This is a genomic window from Paenibacillus sp. PsM32 (genome assembly GCF_030433815.1).
Lineage (GTDB): Bacteria > Bacillota > Bacilli > Paenibacillales > Paenibacillaceae > Saccharibacillus > Saccharibacillus kyungheensis.
In genome coordinates this window covers 1-19,857 of sequence record NZ_JARUWY010000024.1, presented here as the reverse complement: position 1 = coordinate 19,857, position 19,857 = coordinate 1, and the positions used below count along the sequence as shown (strand labels likewise).

At 38.3% G+C, this 19,857-nt stretch carries 15 protein-coding genes; 6 read left to right on the top strand and 9 right to left on the bottom strand.

The annotated features are described in order from the left end of the window. Positions 1-76: 76 nt before the first annotated feature. Positions 77-1,420 carry a phosphoglucosamine mutase gene (gene glmM, locus QCD85_RS23020; RefSeq protein WP_301264009.1) on the top strand — a complete coding sequence of 448 codons (1,344 nt, stop codon included), beginning with the start codon at positions 77-79 and terminating at the stop codon, positions 1,418-1,420. 817 nt (positions 1,421-2,237) lie between these two features. Next, on the top strand, positions 2,238-4,070 hold the full coding sequence (glmS, locus tag QCD85_RS23015) for a glutamine--fructose-6-phosphate transaminase (isomerizing) (protein ID WP_273613651.1): 1,833 nt from the start codon (positions 2,238-2,240) through the stop codon (positions 4,068-4,070). Between the two features lie 147 nt (positions 4,071-4,217). Here glmS and QCD85_RS23010 read toward each other — a convergent pair whose 3' ends face one another. The 7 genes from QCD85_RS23010 to QCD85_RS22980 form a co-directional block, all read right to left on the bottom strand. Continuing rightward, on the bottom strand, positions 4,218-5,069 hold the full coding sequence (locus QCD85_RS23010; protein WP_273613650.1) for a carbohydrate ABC transporter permease: 852 nt from the start codon (positions 5,067-5,069) through the stop codon (positions 4,218-4,220). A gap of 88 nt (positions 5,070-5,157) precedes the next feature. Then, on the bottom strand, positions 5,158-6,081 hold the full coding sequence (locus QCD85_RS23005; protein ID WP_274171836.1) for a carbohydrate ABC transporter permease: 924 nt from the start codon (positions 6,079-6,081) through the stop codon (positions 5,158-5,160). Positions 6,082-6,157: 76 nt separating this feature from the next. Continuing rightward, complete coding sequence (locus QCD85_RS23000; protein WP_301264008.1) at positions 6,158-7,489, bottom strand: ABC transporter substrate-binding protein; 1,332 nt, start codon at positions 7,487-7,489, stop codon at positions 6,158-6,160. Between the two features lie 209 nt (positions 7,490-7,698). Continuing rightward, positions 7,699-8,988: an extracellular solute-binding protein gene (locus QCD85_RS22995; RefSeq protein WP_301264007.1), complete on the bottom strand. Its 1,290-nt coding sequence runs from the start codon at positions 8,986-8,988 to the stop codon at positions 7,699-7,701. Between the two features lie 19 nt (positions 8,989-9,007). After that, positions 9,008-9,991: a substrate-binding domain-containing protein gene (locus QCD85_RS22990; RefSeq protein WP_274171839.1), complete on the bottom strand. Its 984-nt coding sequence runs from the start codon at positions 9,989-9,991 to the stop codon at positions 9,008-9,010. Between the two features lie 22 nt (positions 9,992-10,013). Then, on the bottom strand, positions 10,014-11,798 hold the full coding sequence (locus QCD85_RS22985; RefSeq protein WP_301264006.1) for a sensor histidine kinase: 1,785 nt from the start codon (positions 11,796-11,798) through the stop codon (positions 10,014-10,016). Further along, positions 11,799-13,433, bottom strand: a complete 1,635-nt coding sequence (locus QCD85_RS22980) for a helix-turn-helix domain-containing protein (RefSeq protein ID WP_301264005.1) — start codon at positions 13,431-13,433, stop codon at positions 11,799-11,801. Positions 13,434-14,026: 593 nt separating this feature from the next. On the opposite strand from QCD85_RS22980, the gene QCD85_RS22975 reads away from it, so the two are divergent. After that, the gene (locus QCD85_RS22975) at positions 14,027-15,319 is read left to right on the top strand and encodes an MFS transporter (protein ID WP_301264004.1); all 1,293 of its coding nucleotides are present in this window, start codon (positions 14,027-14,029) and stop codon (positions 15,317-15,319) included. Between the two features lie 33 nt (positions 15,320-15,352). On the opposite strand, the gene QCD85_RS22970 is transcribed toward QCD85_RS22975, so the two are convergent. Continuing rightward, a complete protein-coding gene (locus QCD85_RS22970) occupies positions 15,353-16,255 on the bottom strand; it encodes a LysR family transcriptional regulator (protein WP_301264003.1) in 903 nt (300 codons plus the stop codon). A 141-nt stretch (positions 16,256-16,396) separates the two neighbouring features. Here QCD85_RS22970 and QCD85_RS22965 point away from each other — a divergent pair, with 141 nt between their 5' ends. Then, entirely contained in the window at positions 16,397-17,065 is a 669-nt protein-coding gene (locus QCD85_RS22965; protein WP_301264002.1) for an O-methyltransferase, read from the top strand. 12 nt (positions 17,066-17,077) lie between these two features. Here QCD85_RS22965 and QCD85_RS22960 read toward each other — a convergent pair whose 3' ends face one another. Continuing rightward, complete coding sequence (locus QCD85_RS22960; protein WP_301264001.1) at positions 17,078-17,521, bottom strand: rhodanese-like domain-containing protein; 444 nt, start codon at positions 17,519-17,521, stop codon at positions 17,078-17,080. 195 nt (positions 17,522-17,716) lie between these two features. Here QCD85_RS22960 and QCD85_RS22955 point away from each other — a divergent pair, with 195 nt between their 5' ends. Both QCD85_RS22955 and QCD85_RS22950 read left to right on the top strand, forming a co-directional pair. Continuing rightward, positions 17,717-18,616: a LysR family transcriptional regulator gene (locus tag QCD85_RS22955; RefSeq protein ID WP_301264000.1), complete on the top strand. Its 900-nt coding sequence runs from the start codon at positions 17,717-17,719 to the stop codon at positions 18,614-18,616. 136 nt (positions 18,617-18,752) lie between these two features. Then, entirely contained in the window at positions 18,753-19,682 is a 930-nt protein-coding gene (locus QCD85_RS22950) for a manganese-dependent inorganic pyrophosphatase (RefSeq protein ID WP_301263999.1), read from the top strand. Positions 19,683-19,857: the final 175 nt, after the last annotated feature.

Sequence of the window (19,857 nt, the reverse complement as noted above, 5' to 3'; positions counted from 1 at the left end):
ATCAACGATATAGTAAACCAATTCACTACAATCTTAGAAATGATAATTTGAACAATAATAAGGAGCACAATAAATAATGGGTAAATATTTCGGAACAGACGGTGTACGAGGCGTTGCTAACAAAGAATTAACAGCAGAGATGGCTTACCAGATCGGGCGCTGTGGAGGTTATGTACTTACTCACGGAGCAGAGAAACCGACAGTGGTCATCGGGATGGATACTCGTATTTCCGGTCTGATGCTGGAATCTGCATTGGTTGCTGGATTGTTATCAATCGGTGCACATATCATCCGTCTAGGTGTAGTGAGTACACCAGCAGTAGCTTATATTACTCGTCTACTCAAAGCAGATGCAGGTGTTATGATTTCAGCTTCGCATAATCCAGTAGAAGACAATGGGATCAAATTTTTCGGTGGAGACGGCTTTAAGTTAACCGACGAGACTGAACTTGAAATTGAAGCATTGATGGATGCAAAAGAAGATACATTGCCACGTCCAGTCGGTGCGGAATTAGGTACGATTGTGAATGACGATACGTCCAAATTCAAATATTTAGAGCATTTGAAATCAACTATCACTCATTCTTTTGCAGGAATGAAAATTGTGATGGACTGCGCAAACGGTGCAGCGTATGAATTAGCACCAACTTTTTTCAAAGAATTAGGTGCAGAAGTGATTACGATTGCAGCAGAACCAAACGGTCTGAATATCAATGATCATTGCGGTTCGACTCACCCTGAGAAGTTAAAAGAAGAAGTTCTTCGTCATGGTGCACATATCGGGCTTGCTTTTGACGGGGATGCTGATCGTCTAATTGCGATTGATGACAAAGGTGAAGAAGTTGATGGTGACTATATCCTTTGTATCTGTGGTGATGCTATGAATCGCGCAGGTAAATTGAAAGATAGTATGATTGTATCGACTGTAATGAGTAATATTGGTTTCTTCAAAGCAACTAAATCGCTTGCTCTAGAAACGAAAATCACAGCTGTAGGCGATCGCTATGTGATGGAAGAAATGAAACGTGGAGGATATACGCTAGGTGGCGAACAATCCGGTCATGTGATTTTCCTCGACTATATTACAACAGGTGATGGAATCTTAACTGCGGTGCAGTTGGTTGATACATTGGTGGGTTCTGGTAAATCATTAAGCGAATTAAAATCGATGATGGACAAATATCCACAAGTATTGGTAAATGTACGTGTAGAAAGCAAAGCACGTTATGAAGGCAATACTGCGATTGCAGCAGCTGTCAAAGCAGTTGAAGATCAATTAGGTGACAACGGTCGTGTATTGGTTCGTCCGTCTGGAACCGAATCTTTAATCCGTGTTATGGCTGAAGGTCCAAACAAAAATGAATTAGAGCAATATGTGGATCAAATTGTAGGTGTGGTTAAAAAAGAATTAGTCGTTTAAATCAGTAACATTTAAACACGAGGTTGCCAGACGACGATGTGTATTGGCAGATATACTGTCATTTACATCGAATAAGGCAGCCTCTTTTTATTGAATATCGTGCGTCAGGTTAATAAATAAGGTTAAATAGTAATAGTCTGTTAGTTAGAGAGCATAGACGTATTTCGGAAATGAATAAGTGGCTTGCTTATGACAAAATAGCGGGTTAAAAGCATTGAAATTACTTTGTGAGTATTTTGTCAGATTTTTATCATTGTTTTATAAAAGATTAATAGATATAATGTACAAGTTACCAAATGTAATGAAACTGTAATGTAAATGAAATCTAACGTACTCAAATATAGAAAGTGAGGATAGAGGTTGGAATTAAGATTCACTAAGCGCCAGAGCTTGATCGCTACGGAGAAATTAGATCAAGCTGACGAGGTGGAGGTGTTCGAATGTTCGGCGGGGGCCTCCCGGTGACGCATCAAACCGTGAAGCAGAATTTAAAAGGAGAGAGTGATCTCTGCGACAAAGATTCTGTTTGGTGCATAAAATGGTACAAAAAGCTGAATAATCAGCATATTATAGCAGGATTACTTTTATCAAAACTACTAATGTGCATAGAACATGAGCAGGATTGCAGCATCACATAGAATGTACATTGAAAGCTGAATAATCGATAACTATCGATAATAGAACTCCAAACTAAATATAGTGCAGAGATGATCTACAGTGCATATCTATTCTAATGTCATGATCTGTATATCCCTGACTCCTGTTCTTATGTGCAACTAACGTCATGAGACGAACATTCGAACGGAGGAATACAACGATGTGTGGTATTGTTGGATATATTGGGAATAAAGATACGCAAGCTATTTTGGTGGATGGTCTTCGTAAGTTGGAATACCGTGGTTATGATTCAGCGGGGATTTCTGTTTTTACAAGTAAAGGATTGCAAGTGGTTAAAGCTTTGGGTCGTATGAATAACTTGGAAGCTAAGCTAGAAGAGCACCCTTTGGTTGGTAATGCAGGGATTGGACATACTCGCTGGGCAACTCATGGTAAACCATCTGATGTTAACTCTCATCCACATACAGATGCAACAAGCAAATTTTCTGTTGTGCATAATGGTATTATTGAGAACTATTTGGAGCTTAAAGATGAATTGATCGCTTCTGGTGTTGTATTTGTATCGGAAACAGATACAGAAGTTATCGCTCACTTAGTGGCTCGTGAATATAACGGTGATATCGTTAAAGCAGTACAAAAAGCAGTAACCTTTATGCGTGGTGCTTTTGCACTTGGCGTATTAACAGAGTATGAGCCTAATAAATTAGTCGCTGTACGTCAAGCAAGTCCACTTGTTATCGGCGTAGGTAAAGGTGAAAACTTTATCGGTTCTGATATTCCAGCAATCTTGAAATATACTCGTGATGTGTATATTTTGGAAGATGGCGAAATGGCTGTTTTGACTGAAGATGCAGTAGAATTAATGACGATTGAAGGCAACTTTATTTCTCGGGAAATATTCCATGTCGATTGGGATGCAGTTACCGCAGAAAAAGGCGGCTTTGATCACTTTATGTTAAAAGAAATTCATGAACAACCTAAAGCTTACCGTGATACAATGCTAGGTCGTATTAACGAAGATGGCAAAGGTGTTCATTTCACAGACTTGAACTTAACGAAAGAACAAATTAAAAATATTCGTAATATTCAGATCGTAGCATGTGGTACAGCGTATCATGCAGGTCTTGTAGGACGTAATATTATTGAAAGTCTAGCGAAAATTCCGGTAGAAACAGATGTAGCTTCCGAATATCGTTACCGTTCACCAATCATTGCAAAAGATACATTGGTTATTGTAGTGAGTCAATCCGGTGAAACAGCAGATACATTAGCAGCGCTACGTGAAGCACAGGCTAATGGCGCTCATGTTATTGCTGTAACGAATGTAGTAGGTAGCTCAATCGCTCGTGATGCTAATGATGTGATCGCTACATTAGCTGGTCCTGAAATTGCGGTAGCATCGACGAAAGCATATACGTCTCAATTGATTGCTTTCTATCTATTGGGTCTATATATGGCTGAAATTCGTGAAACCAAAACAACCGAAGAAATCGCTCATATTCTTGCAGCAATGGATTCATTGCCTGAGCAAGTAGAGCAAGTATTAACACAAGCACCGATTATCAAAGAATATGCAGAGCATATCGCTCAACATAAACATTTGTTCTTTATCGGACGTGGTGTGGATTATGCAGTCGTACAGGAAGGTTCTCTGAAATTAAAAGAGATTTCTTATATCCACTCTGAAGCTTATGCAGCAGGCGAATTGAAGCATGGTACTCTTGCTTTGATCGAAGAAGGTATTCCTGTGATCGCTCTAGCTACACAAGAAGATGTGCTTGAGAAAACATTAAGCAACATCAAAGAAGTAAAAGCTCGTGGTGCAGAAGTGATGGTTGTGAGCTATGAAGAACGTCGTGAAGAGCTAATGAAATCGGTAGATAAAGTACTATCGATTCCAAGAACATTGCCATTATTGACTCCAGCATTGTCTGTTGTTGTATTGCAATTGCTTGCTTACTACGCTTCATTAGCACTTGAGCATGATGTAGACAAACCACGTAACCTTGCGAAAAGTGTAACTGTAGAATAGTATTTGCTACTGATCACCACTTTATGTTGTAGAGATGAATCTATAAATTGATAGATATAATCAAAAGCCGAGTCCATTCAGGGTTATTCCTGATTGTGACTCGGCTTTTTTTACTATTGAATCTAATCATTGTGTTCTATTGAAGTATTACTTCACAGCTCCTGCTGTAATCCCACTGGCAATCTGACGCTGGAAAAAGATATACATAATTAACACCGGTACAATACTGATAAATAACCCTGCGAACAATGGTCCCCATTCGGTACGATATTGCATTTCAGCTTGCATTACGGCTATACCGATAGGCAAGGTGTAATGATCTGGATCATTAATAAGCACCAGTCCCACAAAGTATTCGTTCCAAATATTGAGGATATTGACGATAGCTACTGTAACAAGTCCCGGTTGAGACAATGGAAGCATAACACGGAAAAAGGTTCCAAAGTAAGAAGCACCATCCATCGCAGCGGCTTCTTCTAATTCTTTCGGCAATGTTTTGAAAAAGCCCACTAGTACAAAGACACCAAAAGCAATCAAAGTGGTAGCATATACCAAGATCAAACCGATAGAAGTGTTAATCAGGTTCAGCTTATTCATTAAAAAGAACAACGGAATCAATGCCAGACTAAAAGGAACCATCATAGAACTGATATAAAGTAGAAATAACGCATTACTCCCTTTAAACGGATACCGTGCTAGTACATAAGCAGTCGTAGCAGATAACACCAATCCTAACAATGTAGAACCGAGTGTGATAATTAATGAGTTGGTAAAATATTTGCCAAAGTTATACGTTTCCCATACATAACTGAAATTGCTCCATAACAACGGAAGATCAGGCAAAGCCCAGGGTGGGTTAGCGTAAAACTGTTTGTTGTCTTTGAGCGCATCCAGCAATGTCCACAGTAACGGATATAATACAGTAATACTCCAAACTGCTAACACCAGATAGAAAAAGATACGAATAATAGGATTGCGAATACCCATAATATTGCCCATCGAGCTCCTCCTTGATTGACGTTCTGATGCTCCAATATGCGGAATTCAGACCGATAGGTTTATTTGATCTCTGTGTGAATAATCAATATTAATTCATTTCTACAGTTTCTTGACGCATAATACGTTGTAATGCGATCGTTGTGATTAACGACATAATCAAAATAATCACACCAATAGCAGCCCCATATCCAAAATGATATTGTTGGAAAGCCATCTGATACAGATAAGAGCCCATAACCTGAGTCGAATTATCCGGCCCACCATTGGTCATAATCATTACGATGACAAATGAGCCGTTCAGTGTAGTCATCATAATATTTAATACCGAAACTTTAATCTGTTCCCAGATCAGCGGTAATGTAATATGCGTAAATTGATGCCATTGCCCTGCACCTTCTAGTGAAGAAGCTTCATAGTAGGATTCAGGAATTCCTTGAATTGCGGCAATTAGCAAAATCATATAAAATCCAATCCCTGCCCAGATTGATGGAGGGAGTAACATCCAGATCGTATGAAATGGGAAGCCTAACCATGCGGTTTTGACTTCAGTACCTGTAATCAGTGAAAGAATCGAATTTAAAAATCCAATCTGCGGATTGTAGATAAATGCCCATAATACACCGATAACAACGACAGAAATAATATTTGGAATAAAGAAAATAGAGCGGAAAAACAAAGCAAATTTGAGCCGGAAGCGGGTTAACGATACTGCAAAAAAAGTAGCCAAAACCATAATACCAATCATTTTACCTGCTACTAGAAAATAATCATTACCTATCGCTTGCCACATAATCGGATCGTGCATCAGATCGACGAAATTTTTGAGACCGATAAAGTCTTTATTTTCAGAAGAACCTGACCAGTCAAATAAAGAATAATAAAGTGCTTGAATAATGGGATATACCATAAACAATGCGTATAGAATAAGCGTAGGTAAAATAAACGATAAAATAAATATATTCCGTTGCCAGTGCCGCGAAGTCATCAAGCCACCATCCTTTTTCAATCCCATATATTCATAATTCTGAATGTAAAACAGAAGAGAACCGGATGATAAGCATCAGGCTCTCTCCTGTGATCCATCTTTATTAATTTGCTGCTTTTTGAGCGGCAGCGGATACCCGTTCGATCCATCCATTCGGATCAATAGTACCGATAGTTAGAGCGACTGTTGCATCATTCATTGCTTTTTCTACATCTGCATTAAATGTAATCGTAGGTACAACAATAGTATCTTTAGAATTTAAATATTCAGCGGCTTGTTTAACAAAAGCAGGAGCGTTGGAAGCACTGATATCTCCTTTGATATTGGAAGGAGCTCCGCTTAATTCAGCCCATTGAGAAGCTTGTTTTTTGGCGAAAATAAATTGAATAAACGCATAAGCAGCTTCTTTATTTTTGGCTTTAGATGCTACACCAACGGTAGCTGTAGAAGTAACAGCGATCGATTTACCACCTGGTTTCTGTGTGATCGATGGCATAAATCCAAAGTCGAAACCTTCAGGTACATCTTTGGACATTTCATTAGGCATCCATAATCCGTTAGCGATAAAAGCATCTTTGTGTTGCAGGAATAACATTTGTGAATCGGTATGATTAAGCTGTACAGCAGCCGGATCGATAATTCCGTCATCACGCATAGTCACAATTTGGTTTAGTGCAGTCATAACAGCCGGGCTTTTGAAAGCTTCTGGATCATTAGCGGCTATTTTCTGCAAAATGGAAAAGTCATCATTGTTAGCAGATACCATAGCTGGATACAAAATAGAGTTGTTGATGTAATACGGATAAATACCGGTATGGATAAAAGGAGTGATTCCTTTTGCTTTGATTTCTTTGCTTACAGATATGAATGAATCGAAATCTGTTGGCGCTTTCCAGTTATTATCAGCGAACAATTTTTGATCCCAGAAAATACCCCATGAACTTAAAGCGAGTGGAATATTGTATGTTTTGCCACTGTAATCTTCCGGTGCTTGAGTAAGAGATTCAGAGATTAGATCACCGTCTACTGTTTTGGCTGTTTTGTACCATTCCGTTAAGTCTTCCAATTGTCCGTCTTCAATCATTTGACGAGCATTCAGACCTGCACCATCGATATAAACGAAATCGGGTGGATTACCACCAATCCAGCGGGGTTTCATTTGATCATTGATTTTCGGTCCTGCGCTGACTTTAATCTTCAGATCGGGGTTAGCGGTTTGGAATTCTTCTACAACTTTTTTCCACCAGGCATCGCCATAACCGCCTACAAAATATTGAACTTCAAAATCTCCAGTAAGACCTTTACCGGATGAAGCGGTTGTTCCTGTACTTGCCGTTCCACTTGCTGAATCGTTGCTACTGCCACAACCTGATAATGTAAATACAGTCAGCAATGCCGCTGCACTTAATACAGATAATCTTTTTTTCCATGACATAAAAAATCAAACCCCCTAATTGATAATTTAAATCACGCCTTTGTGTTAGCAATACAACGATTTGGCGTCTGTGTTTATCATAAGGGATTTGATTATGCAAATATATTGAATATATTATTTTAAATCTTGAATATTTTACGAGATTTTATAGAATTTCATGAACTTTAAGTTAAATATAGTTACTTACTATGTTATATAAGTGATATATATTACGGATGAGTAGGGTTTTGATAAAGCGTTTGTTGTCGTTCCGCATATTGTTGTACTTGATCCAAAGCGGCTTGAGGGGTGATTCCATTGTATAAAATAGCATTACCCATTTTGCGAGTTAATGCCATAATATCTCCCCATTCTGGTTGTTGCAATGGGTAAAAGTAAGCTGTTTGTAATCGATTGATATCAGCTTCCATTAATGGATTTTCTAAAGATAGTTTATTCGCAACAGTGGTTGTAACAGGGATCATTCCTTCTTGACGGATAATATTTTCGTAATTCTCGTCATTGTACAAATAATCCAAAAAAGTAGATAATGCTTCTTTATTCGTATGATCTGTTTTGAATGATAACATAACATCTTGAACCCCAAAATTCATTTCAGGTTGTCCATCTTTTACAGGAATCATGCCACTACCCCACGCTGTATTTGGAAATTCACGTTCTGTAACAGCCGCAAAATAATTACCACTAATCATCATGCCTAATTGCCCATCTCCCAAAATACGCTGTTTCTCGTCTCGAATCGTAACTGTAGGTTCAGGATCAGTCAGACCTTTAGTGTATAAATGTTTGAGATACGTCAGACCAGTAACATTTTGAGGAGAATTGATATCCCATTTCCCATTTTTCATCCAACCGCCACCTGCTCCAAAAAAGAAATAAGATAGATAAGCAGGGATCTCATTATCTGTTAAATCAACACCAAAGCCATACGCACCGATTGCTTTCAATTTGGTAGCATCTTTGGTCAATTGAGACCATGTCTGTGGAGGGGATGATATGCCTGCTTGTCGAAACAGATTTTGTTCATAATATAATTTGCGAATAGTTGCTACATAAGGAATCGCATATTGTTGTCCGTCAATACGATCAAGCTTTAACAAATGAGGAGAAAGTTTATTTTTTAGATCTTCTGAAATCAGTTCATCCATATTGTTCAGCAATTGATCATGGCCGAAGCGAGCATACATATTCATATTAAGTAAGTCAGGAGGTTGTCCTTCACTAATCATCGAAGTATACACGCCATCAATAAGATCCCAATTGACCACTTGCAGCTCTACCGTAATTGAAGGATTTTCACGCATAAAATTACGAACTAATCGTTCAAGTACAGGCTTGGTGCTTGAACTGTATTCAGCGGCTACAAATTTGATCACTGCTTGTTGTTCAGTATTTCCTACGGGTACAGGTGTGACAGTAGAAGAACTGCAACCACTTAATAGAAGAACCAGTATCAACAAGCTAGTGATTCGAAAATCTATCCAACGATTTGCTCGCATATCTACCTATCCTTCTGTTTTATTTTTCATAAAAGGGAAACAATAACTTTTGATTTTCAGGAGTATACATAGTTGTTGGTGTAATAACGGTAGAAGGAATCATCGTCACCGAGTGTTGGCTATCCAGCACACTTGGATCAGTAAGAGCTTTTTGTACAGCCAAATAACCCATATTAAAAGGCTTTTGTACAATCAAAGCATCTAGCGTTTTTTCTTCCAACAATTCGATCTCGTAAAAAGAACTATCAAAAGCGATAAACATTATCGAATCCAAATGACGTTCTTTGAGCGCTCGTGCTGCACCGACAGCGATAGGTTCGTTCATCACGATTAATGCATTAGGACGTGGATATTCATCTAATAATTTGTTGGTTAATACATAGGCTAGTTGTTCAGATTCTCCTGAATAATAAGTGACAGTACGATGATGAGGCATATTGCCTAGTACTTGCTTGATTCCTTGCTCACGTGCTTTGAAAATACTGGAGGATTGATAATCGCCGATAATCGCAACATAAGGTGAAGTATTGGTCTGATAAGCTGCCATTCTTCCTGCTTGCATTCCCATCTGTACATGATCGCTGGATACAGAAGAAGGAGCATTATTAACAGGTAAAGGAGTATCCATAACGACTACAGGAATACGAGCATTTTGTAGTCGAGTAATACCAGCCAACACACGCTTATCATTTAACGGTGCGATAACGACAGCAAGTGGCTTGATCACAAGTGCATCTTGAAGAGCATTTAACTGATTATTGATATCTGTATCATCTAAAGGCCCGGATACAAGAAATTGAATTCCTTTTTCTTTGGCAGCTTCTTCTGCACCGCTACGAACTGTCTGCCAGAAGTCGGATTGAGGACTATTGGACTTGAGAATAATCATAATCGTTCCTTCCTCTTCAGCAGTAGAAGTAAACCAGACAAAATAACTGATAATATACAGCGCACCGGCTACCAGTAAAATGGCGATCCACCAGCTAATACGTTGATTCCTCATACTCAATCTCACTTTCTGTAGGTCACAAAATAGCAGGTACGCGAATCGTTACAACTGTACCTTCTCCTAATACACTGTGTATACTCATACCGTACGTTGCTCCAAAATAAAGCTGTATCCGTTCATTAACATTGCCAATCCCGATCCCATGCTGGGTATTAGTAGCTACTGTTCCCTCATTGACTTGAGCAAGGCGCTCAGCAGTCATACCAAGTCCGTTATCTCGCACTTCAAACAGCAAGTCATCTTGTTCTTGCCGCGCTGAGATATAGATGATACCAGGTGTAGTCTTACTACGTATTCCATGATAAATTGCATTTTCGATAAACGGTTGAAGCAGAATTTTGACCGTTTTGTATTGCAGTATATCTGAAGGGATATCAAATACATAATCCAATTGTTCACGATATCGCATTTTCTGAATAAATAAATAATGACGTATATGTTCAATCTCTACTCGAATTGATACTAATTCTTGATCACGTGTAATACTAGCGCGGAACATTTTGGCAAGAGCAGATGTCATATCAACTACTTCTTCATGCTTTTCTTGTTCTGCCATCCAGATAATAGAATCGAGTGTGTTATAGAGAAAGTGAGGATTAATCTGTGCCTGTAATAACAAAAGTTCAGTTTTGCGCTTTTGTTCGCTAGTCTGTACAGTCTCGTCCATCAGATGTTTAATTTCATTGACCATCACATTAAATGATTGCCCTAATTGATTTATTTCATTATCTTCTTCAATAGAGGTCTGAATATGGAAGTTACCTAGTTCGACTTGCTTCATATCTTGTTGCAAACGTTTGATAGGCTTGGTCAGATGCAGCGATAATAGCAGAGAGATGATAATAGAGATACCGATCCCAAGCAGAGCATACAGTAAAATCGAATGTTGAATCGAAGATTTGTTAGCGATCAGATCATCACTATAAGTCACGCCTACGATTTTCCAACCTAATCCGGTATCTTGTACAGAATAGATCCGTTTGCCTTTATTATCATCAGCAGTAAACGATTGACCACTAGCTGTAGTTAACACTTGCGGAATCTCTTCTGTCGCTAGATTGCTATACAACAATTGTTGCTGAGGATGGTAAATAATATTGCCTGTACCATCTACAATAAATACATAGCCTTTTTTACCTAAATAAATCTGACTACATAATTTATCAATAACGCTCAAATTCAGATCGACCAAAAAAATGCCTTCAGGTGTTATACCATCATTACTTTTAAGTTCACGACTTAAAGAAACGACCCAGCGGTATTCGCCACTAATCACATTTTGAATATGAGGGGGAGATACGATCGATTTGCCATTCATTTTTTGCGCATTGATATACCATGATTGTTGCTTGGGATCAATATTCGGATTAAGTGCAGTGATCCGCCGATCGGATACAGTACGCCCATTGTAACCAAATACCATAATCGAAGCGATGTCATTGCGACTGTAGAGAATATTTTGAAATAAATCGGAAATCCGTTTTTCATAAGGACGAATATCATTTTTGCCGATAAAGCTATTGCTAGAAATATAGTAGGTCACATCTTTATTCGTCAAAGCAAGCAATGAGATATTTTCCATATTATCAATATACGTCTGGATATTCGTATTCACCTGACGCATAATCTCTTGAATATACACCTGAGAATTCTGTTCTGCGGCATCGACAGTCAACCGATAATTGTTAAGACTGATAATTGCGATCACGATCAGAATCAGACCGGAAAAAGCAACCAGTAAGCTGGTCGTCAAGCTTTTCCATTTCCAGGTGGTAAAGATTCTGAATAGATCACGTAACATTTATCTGTACAACTCCTTTACATGACGATGCTGTTCCCGGTATTGCTTGGGCGTTATGCCGGTATGTTTTTTAAAAGAAGAACTGAAATAATTAGGATCGGTATAGCCTACTTTTTCAGCGATTTGATAAAATTTGTATTCCGTCAAACGCAGTAATTGTTTGGCTTTATCGATTCGAATACGAGTAAGATATTCTACATAAGTCACTTCTGTATATTGCTTAAATGCTTGACTAAAACTGCTTGTACTCATCAACACATGACTACAGATGTCTTGTAATGATAAATGAGCTTCTGCATAATGTTGCTCGATATAATAGATCGCTTTTTGAATATGTTGCTGACTATTGATCTGTATTTGTTTGTTCAAATGCGCAGACACATGATCTAACACAGCGAACCATTCTTGCAAAATGTGTTGCAGTGTAGGAGCAGTTAACCATTGAGGTTGATTTACAAAAGTACTTAATATAGATTCTAATCCTAATTGCTGTAACCAATCTTGGATACGCAAAGCGATCTGACGAAATTGTAAAATACATTCTGTAGGCGATGTTCGCCGGGTAATCATTTGCTGTGCCATCTGGGCAGATAAACGTTGTGCTTCTTCTAGATCATTGTTGCTAAGATGAGTTACAATTTCTTTTTCCCAATCGATATCAGGTATAGGAGAGGAGGATTGTTGTTGTAGATCGGCAAAAGATAAAAGAGTCCCTGTACCAAAAAGAAACCGATATTCTAATGCTTGCATCGCTTGTTCATATTGCTGGGGCATATCTGTGATATCAATACATCCGGTAGCCAGACCGATTGTAAAAGACGTATCGATCTGCTGGCTAGATAATTGATAGAGTTGGTTAATCGTCTGGGTGATCTGTTCAAAGATTGCAGTTGTAGATGAGTGATCTACAGAGGGATAAGAAAATAAATATACATACCGGGATTGATACACTATCGAAGTATATTCCCATTCTGCCGGTAATATAGTTTGAATAATAGAAGAGAGTGAATCTACTAATGCTTGCACAGGTGGAACAGTCTGTGTAGAAGAATCTGTTATCGTATCGTTATCTGGTTCAATAACAACCAGCTGATAAGCAGAGGACAACGAAGGCAAAGCAAATTGAAGTCGGTGTTGCTCCCATTCAGTATGACTGACTCCGGAAGTTAATACCTTTTCCCAGAATCGCTCTTTAAGTAATGGAAGACTTTGTGACCATTGCGTATGCAATTGATCGATATTATGGTGCAATTGACGTTGATCATCCATTTCTAGCTTGATCTGTTTGAGTAATTCACGAATCTCTTTGGCTGTAACCGGTTTGAGAATAAAGTCAGACACTTTAAGCCGAATCGCTCTTCTCGCATATTCAAATTCATCAAATCCTGTCAGGATAATCATTTTGATATCTGGATAATGGTGATGAACAAATTCAGCCAATTCCAATCCATCGACAAAAGGCATACATATATCTGAAATAATCAAATCAGGCGGATCAGCAACGATAGCTGTTTGCGCTTCTAACCCATTCGCATAATCTCCTGCCAATTCAAATCCGTACACTTGCCAATCAATCCGAGTCTTGAGACCTTCCCGTATAATCATCTCATCATCAACCAACATCACTTTATACATCGATATCTCTCCTTCCAAGCATTCGGCATTGTAACATGAAGCAACATAAAAAGATGTTTACCGAGCAAACGATCTATAATTTATAGTAAAAAGTTAGCAATATGTTATATAATGTATCGCTTATTTATAAGTTATAATCACGTAGGAATTTGTTCACTTTATCATGTTTTAAAAAGACTGACAACTGCTGTTATGACTATATCAAGAGCAGAAATATCCAGATTAAATCTTGTGAAAAAGTGACACCACAATAAAAATAAACATTGATCACTTAAAAAATGAAGCTTTTTCCAAAAATTGATTTGCACATGGTATAATCAGTAAAATTATGTAAAACCATACGAAAGGAGAATCGATTATGAGTGTATTGCAACGACAGCGACTAATCTCAATCTATATCCAAACCCATCATAAAAAAGCAATAACAATATCCCAAAATATCAGGAATAGACACTCGATCAGGCCATAGCTATGTATATACTAGATTGACCTATCAATAGTTATCCCAAAGTATATAAGTTAGATAAAGAGAATGATATACATAGATTAGATTATGACCTGATTCGTGTCTTTGCCTTTAAGGAGACATTATAATGACCTTTAATCCTCATTCTAGCAAGTACTCTAAATGGAAAAACTATATTCACTTTTGGAAATATCCTTCGATTTTATTAACCGGTGTAGCTATTGCTAATATTGGAGATTGGATTTTCTTAATTGCACTCAATCTTACTATGCTCGATATGTCAGGGTCTCCGCTTGCAATCGCAGGTCTGTATATCCTCAAGCCATTTGCAACCTTATGTACGAATAGTTGGGCAGGAAGTGTAGTGGATCGGCTGAATAAACGTCGATTAATGATTACCTTTGATCTTATTCGAGCCGTGCTTATTTTTACGCTTCCTTTTTTACATCATATTGGCTTGATCTATGCAGTAGTACTGGTAATCTATATGGCAAGTTCTATTTTTAGACCGACTTCTATGGTATATACAACCAAGTTGATTCCAACAGAACATCGTAAACGTTTTAATTCTATTCAAAGTTTAATTCATTCAGGCGCCTTTTTGATTGGGCCAGCGATCGCAGGTTTGTTATTTTTGATCACCAGTCCGCAAATGGCGATTTTTGTTACTGCGGTTGCTTTTGGTATCTCTAGTATGATGACATGGATATTACCTGATCTTGAAAAAGGAACTGTTGCAATAGACCATCCAGTTAACCAAGAGCCGATTACCAAAATGGCAAAATCTAACCGCTCATGGCAAATGATCAAGCACGATTGGCGATTAGTGATAGCATTTAGCCGACAAGCTTGGAATGTGATGCTTATTTATTTTCTATTTCAAATTCTGATGGTATTGGCAGCCGGGCTAGACTCGATGGAAGTTGCTTTTGTCAAAGAAGTGCTTGCAGGTACAGATAGTCAATATAGTTATCTAGTGAGTGTAGCAGGTATAGGACTGGGTGTGGGAGCGCTTGTAAATATGGTGATTGTGAAGCGCTTAACTGTCACGATATTGTTAGCAGTTGGGGCGATTGGATTCGGAGCAGGATATGTGATCTATAGCTTATCCGATTCTTTTACAGGTGCAGCGATTGGATTTTTTGTATTAGCTTTTTTTATGGCATTTATGAATACAGGATTTATGACTTTTTATCAAAATCATGTACCTGTTGATATGATGGGACGCATTAGTAGTATTTATAGTCTGGTAGCCGCTGTTATGCAAATGTTGTCTGTGTTTATTCTAGGGCTGACCGCTCAATTATGGTCGATCTCATGGTCGGTAATTATCGGTTCGTGTGTTATGTTAGGTATTACATTGGTGCTTGCTCTGGCGGTTCGTCTATATATGCCGATATCTCCACCAGAAGAAGCATAGTAAAGGATTGTACGTCTAACAGATGAGAATCATTTAATAAAGAATAGAGCTATCCTGCCGAATCGTATAAATAAACTGCTGACTGGCTATCGACAAAGGCTCATGCAGACGAGTACAAATAGCAATACTATTTTGCAAATACACATCGTTAACAAATACACGTGCTAATTGTCCTCGTTCTACATAATCGCGTACAACGAATGAAGATACGAAGTTAGCTCCATAACCAGCAATAACGGCTTGAATTGCTTCTGGCAATCCATTAAATTGTAAAGGAATCTGCGGAGGAGGGGTATTGTGAGTTCGACATAAGGCTAATAAACGTTCTCGTGTCGAGCTTCCTTGCTCACGCATGACAAAAGGTTCTTTCATCATCTCTTGTATTGAAATATGTTGACCGGCATAACGATGATTGGGTGCTACGACAAACCACAGTTCATCTCGAAATAATTCTTCCGCCTGAATATCTGCTGTCTGTTCTTCAGCGAGTCCCCCATAGATGGCAATATCGACGTCCATTTGTAATAACTGACGTAAAGCATCGGTGGAATTGGTTGTAGTTATCGTCATATCTACATGCTCATATTGTTGCTTGAACTTGGCGATCCATGCAGGCAATAGAAAATGAGCAGGCAAATAAGTAGCCGCTAAACGAATCTGCCCACGCTGTCCTTGATGATACTCGTTGATCCATTGTTCGACCTGTCCGGTAATCGCAAAAATACGCTGTGTAAATCCCAACAATTCTTTAGCTTCGCTCGTTAAAGCAATTCCTCGTCCTTGTGGAATCAATAAAGTGATCCCTATTTCTTTTTCTAACTTCTTAATCTGTGCTGTAATCGCAGGCTGACTAATATTTAATAGATTAGCGGCTCTAGTCACACTACCTTGAACAGCAATCGTATGAAATAAATAAAGAGCATGCATATTTAACATTGTCCTAATTCCTACTTTCATATGTATTCATATATTTTATATATAAATAAGTAATAATTATATATTATTAATATGAATATATACAAGCTACAATACTTATAGAAATCACAAGAAGTTTTTATAAATAGGAGGATGATAAGTATGAGCGATATTCAAGTATGGAGTCAGATGGATCAGTATATTGAAGAGAATCTTATCCCCAAAGATGCTATTCTAGAACAAGTATTACGTAACAATCAGCAAGCATCTTTACCCGAGTATGATGTATCACCTGCTCAAGGGAAATTACTTCAATTAATGGTGATGATGAACAAAGCCAAACGCATTTTAGAAATAGGTACATTGGGTGGATACAGCACTATATGGATGGCACGTGCTTTACCTGTAGATGGACGATTAATTACACTAGAATATGATCCTCATCATGCCAAAATAGCTGGACAGAATATTACATTCGCTGGGCTAGAGGACAAAGTGGATATTCGTATCGGTGATGCCTCAGAACAATTATCCCAGATGGAAACAGAACAAATAGAAGCGTTTGATCTGATTTTTATTGATGCAGACAAAAATAATAATGCTCGTTATTTACAATATGCTTTGCAAATGTCTCATCCAGGCACTGTCATTATCGGAGACAACGTGGTTCGAGAAGGAGCTATCTTAGATCAACATAGTAATGATAGCCGTGTACAAGGGATTCGCCAATTTTATGAATTATTAGCTAACGATCCTCGTATCACAGCTACATCGATTCAGACGGTAGGTAGTAAAGGGTATGATGGTTTTGCGATTGGAATTGTTATCTAGTACATGAGTTGATTATATCGACCAGTACATTGGAGCTTCTATACCTAATGTCCCTTCAACGGGTCCACCTTCTTTGCGCCAGTATTCGATTCCACCTAGTAGTTCTTTTACTGGAAATCCAAGAGAAGCTAATTTGGCTGCTGCTTTGGTTGCTCCATTACAAGCAGGTCCCCAGCAGTAAGTTACAATAGTTGTGTTTTTATCCAAATGGGCAGTTGTTTTCTCATTGATCTGCCTGCCTGTAATATGAATTGCACCTGGAATATGGCATTGCTCATAAGTTGCTTCATCTCGTACATCTAATATTACAAATGGCGGATTTCCTTTTTGACAATCAATCATGACATCAGCTACATCGGTTTCATATGCGGCTTTAGCTGTAAAATAACGATAAGCATCTGTCGTATTTGCCGCAGGGGTTTCAAGTGTAAGTGAAAAGCGTGGAGCACGATTCATAAGTAGACAACTCCTTCAATAGTGGGTTATGTTGAATAAGACTAAGAGATAGGGTCTGTATTGATTGTACAAAAAGTAAAAGATACAAGTGTTATAGAGTTATAGATACTCACTATCGATCAGATCGATAATACATTTGTTTGATAGAAGCTATATAAGAGATTCCGTATTTTTGCGTAGAGAAAGAGTGATTAGATGGAGCTGTTATATCTCAAAACGTTCTGTGAATTGGTAAAATGGGGCAATTACACACATACTGCGCAGGCACTCGATTATGCTCAATCCAGTGTAACCAATCATATTCAGCGATTAGAACAATTATATGGTGGAAAACGATTATTTCAGCGCAAAGGCAATACTGTGATATTAACGCCAATTGGGGAGAAGTTATTACCCTATGCTCGTCAAATGATTGATTTACAACAACAAGCCAGACAAGCATTATCTATAGAAGATCTTGAACCTTCGGTGCTAACGATAGGAACGATTGAAAGTCTATCTCTTTACTATTTACCCGGTATTATGGCACAGTTCCGACAACAGTATCCTCATATACAAGTCAAAATTGTATTAGATCAAGAACAACAACTGATACGTCGTCTACGCGAGCAAGAATTAGATATTGCTCTTATTTTGGATACACCGTATCAAGCTCGTGATATCACATCGATTGCCCTTTTTCCTGTAGAAATGAAAGTCGTGATCTATCCAGAGCATGCACTGGCTCAACGTTCTTCCATCTCTGCTGGTGATCTGCATCAACAACCGTTAATTTTGACAGAAGAAGGATGTACGTACCGCGCTTACCTGATCCAAAAGATGAAAGAACAAGAACAGATCAGCCAGATTTATCTGGAACTGGGTAATATCGAATCGATTAAGCAAGCTGTTGCCAAGCAATGGGGGATCGCTTTTTTACCTCAATTTGTATTGCATCAAGAAGAAGCATACAGTGGATTGAACATTCTCCCCTGGAAAGAAGAAGATCCGCAGTTATATAGCCAGATTCTGTACCATGCAGAGCGACCACTGAGTAGTATCGCCGCAGATTGGGTTACTTTATGTAGAGCCAATCCTACCGTAGCCGTACTTTGAAAAAATGTTACACAGTTATTCCTATACAATTAATAGGATTAAACTTCATTTTCATTTGAAATCAAGGTATACTATGGAAGGAAACTTGAAAGGGTTAGCCCTTTTTTGCCAAAACAGATTGCGAAGGAGTGTCATTATGTCAAAAGTATTAGTTTTTGGTCATAAAAATCCGGACACGGATACGATTACAGCTGCGCTTGCTTATGCAGCATTGAAAAAAGAATTGGGTGTAGATGCTGAAGCGATTCGTCTAGGTGAAGTGAACGGCGAAACACAATACGCTTTGGATTATTTTAAAGTAGAAGCTCCACGTCTTGTAGAAAAAGTCGCTGCTGAAGCGAAAGAAGTTATTCTTGTTGACCACAATGAGCGTCAACAAAGTGCTGATGATATCGAAGACGTTACAGTAATCGAAGTTATCGATCATCACCGTATCGCTAATTTTGAGACTAGCGGCCCATTATACTATCGTGCAGAACCTGTAGGTTGCACAGCAACAATTTTGAATAAATTGTATAAAGAACATGGCGTATCGATCTCCAAACAAAATGCAGGTTTGATGTTATCTGCAATTATTTCAGATTCATTGTTGTTCAAATCGCCTACATGCACACCACAAGATGTAGAAGCAGCGAATGAACTAGCTCGTATTGCTGAAGTGGATATTGCTAAATACGGTCTGGATATGCTTAAAGCTGGTGCTGACCTAAGCGACAAAACAGTAGAGCAATTGATCAATTTGGATGCAAAAGAATTCCAAATGGGTGATGCTAAAGTCGAAATCGCGCAAGTCAATGCAGTAGATGTGAATGACGTATTGTCTCAACAAACAGCGATTGAAGCAGCATTAACAGCAGTTATTGAGAAAAAAGGTCTGGATCTATTCTTATTTGTAGTAACAGACATTTTGAACAACGATTCTATAGGTCTTGCTCTAGGCAAACGTACAGATGTTGTAGAAGCAGCATACAATGTAAAACTTGAAAATAATCAAGCTATGCTTAAAGGTGTTGTTTCTCGTAAATCGCAAATCGTACCTGTATTAACAGATACATTTGCTAAATAATATAATCATATGCTACATAAGCATATCGTTATCCAAAAGGCGGTTGGAGTTTTATTCCAATCGTCTTTTTTTGGTGTATAAATATATTGCCTTCAAGCTAGGGCTAGGCTACACTTTTGTACATCAACATCAACATCAACATCAACATCAACATCAACATCAACATCAACATCAA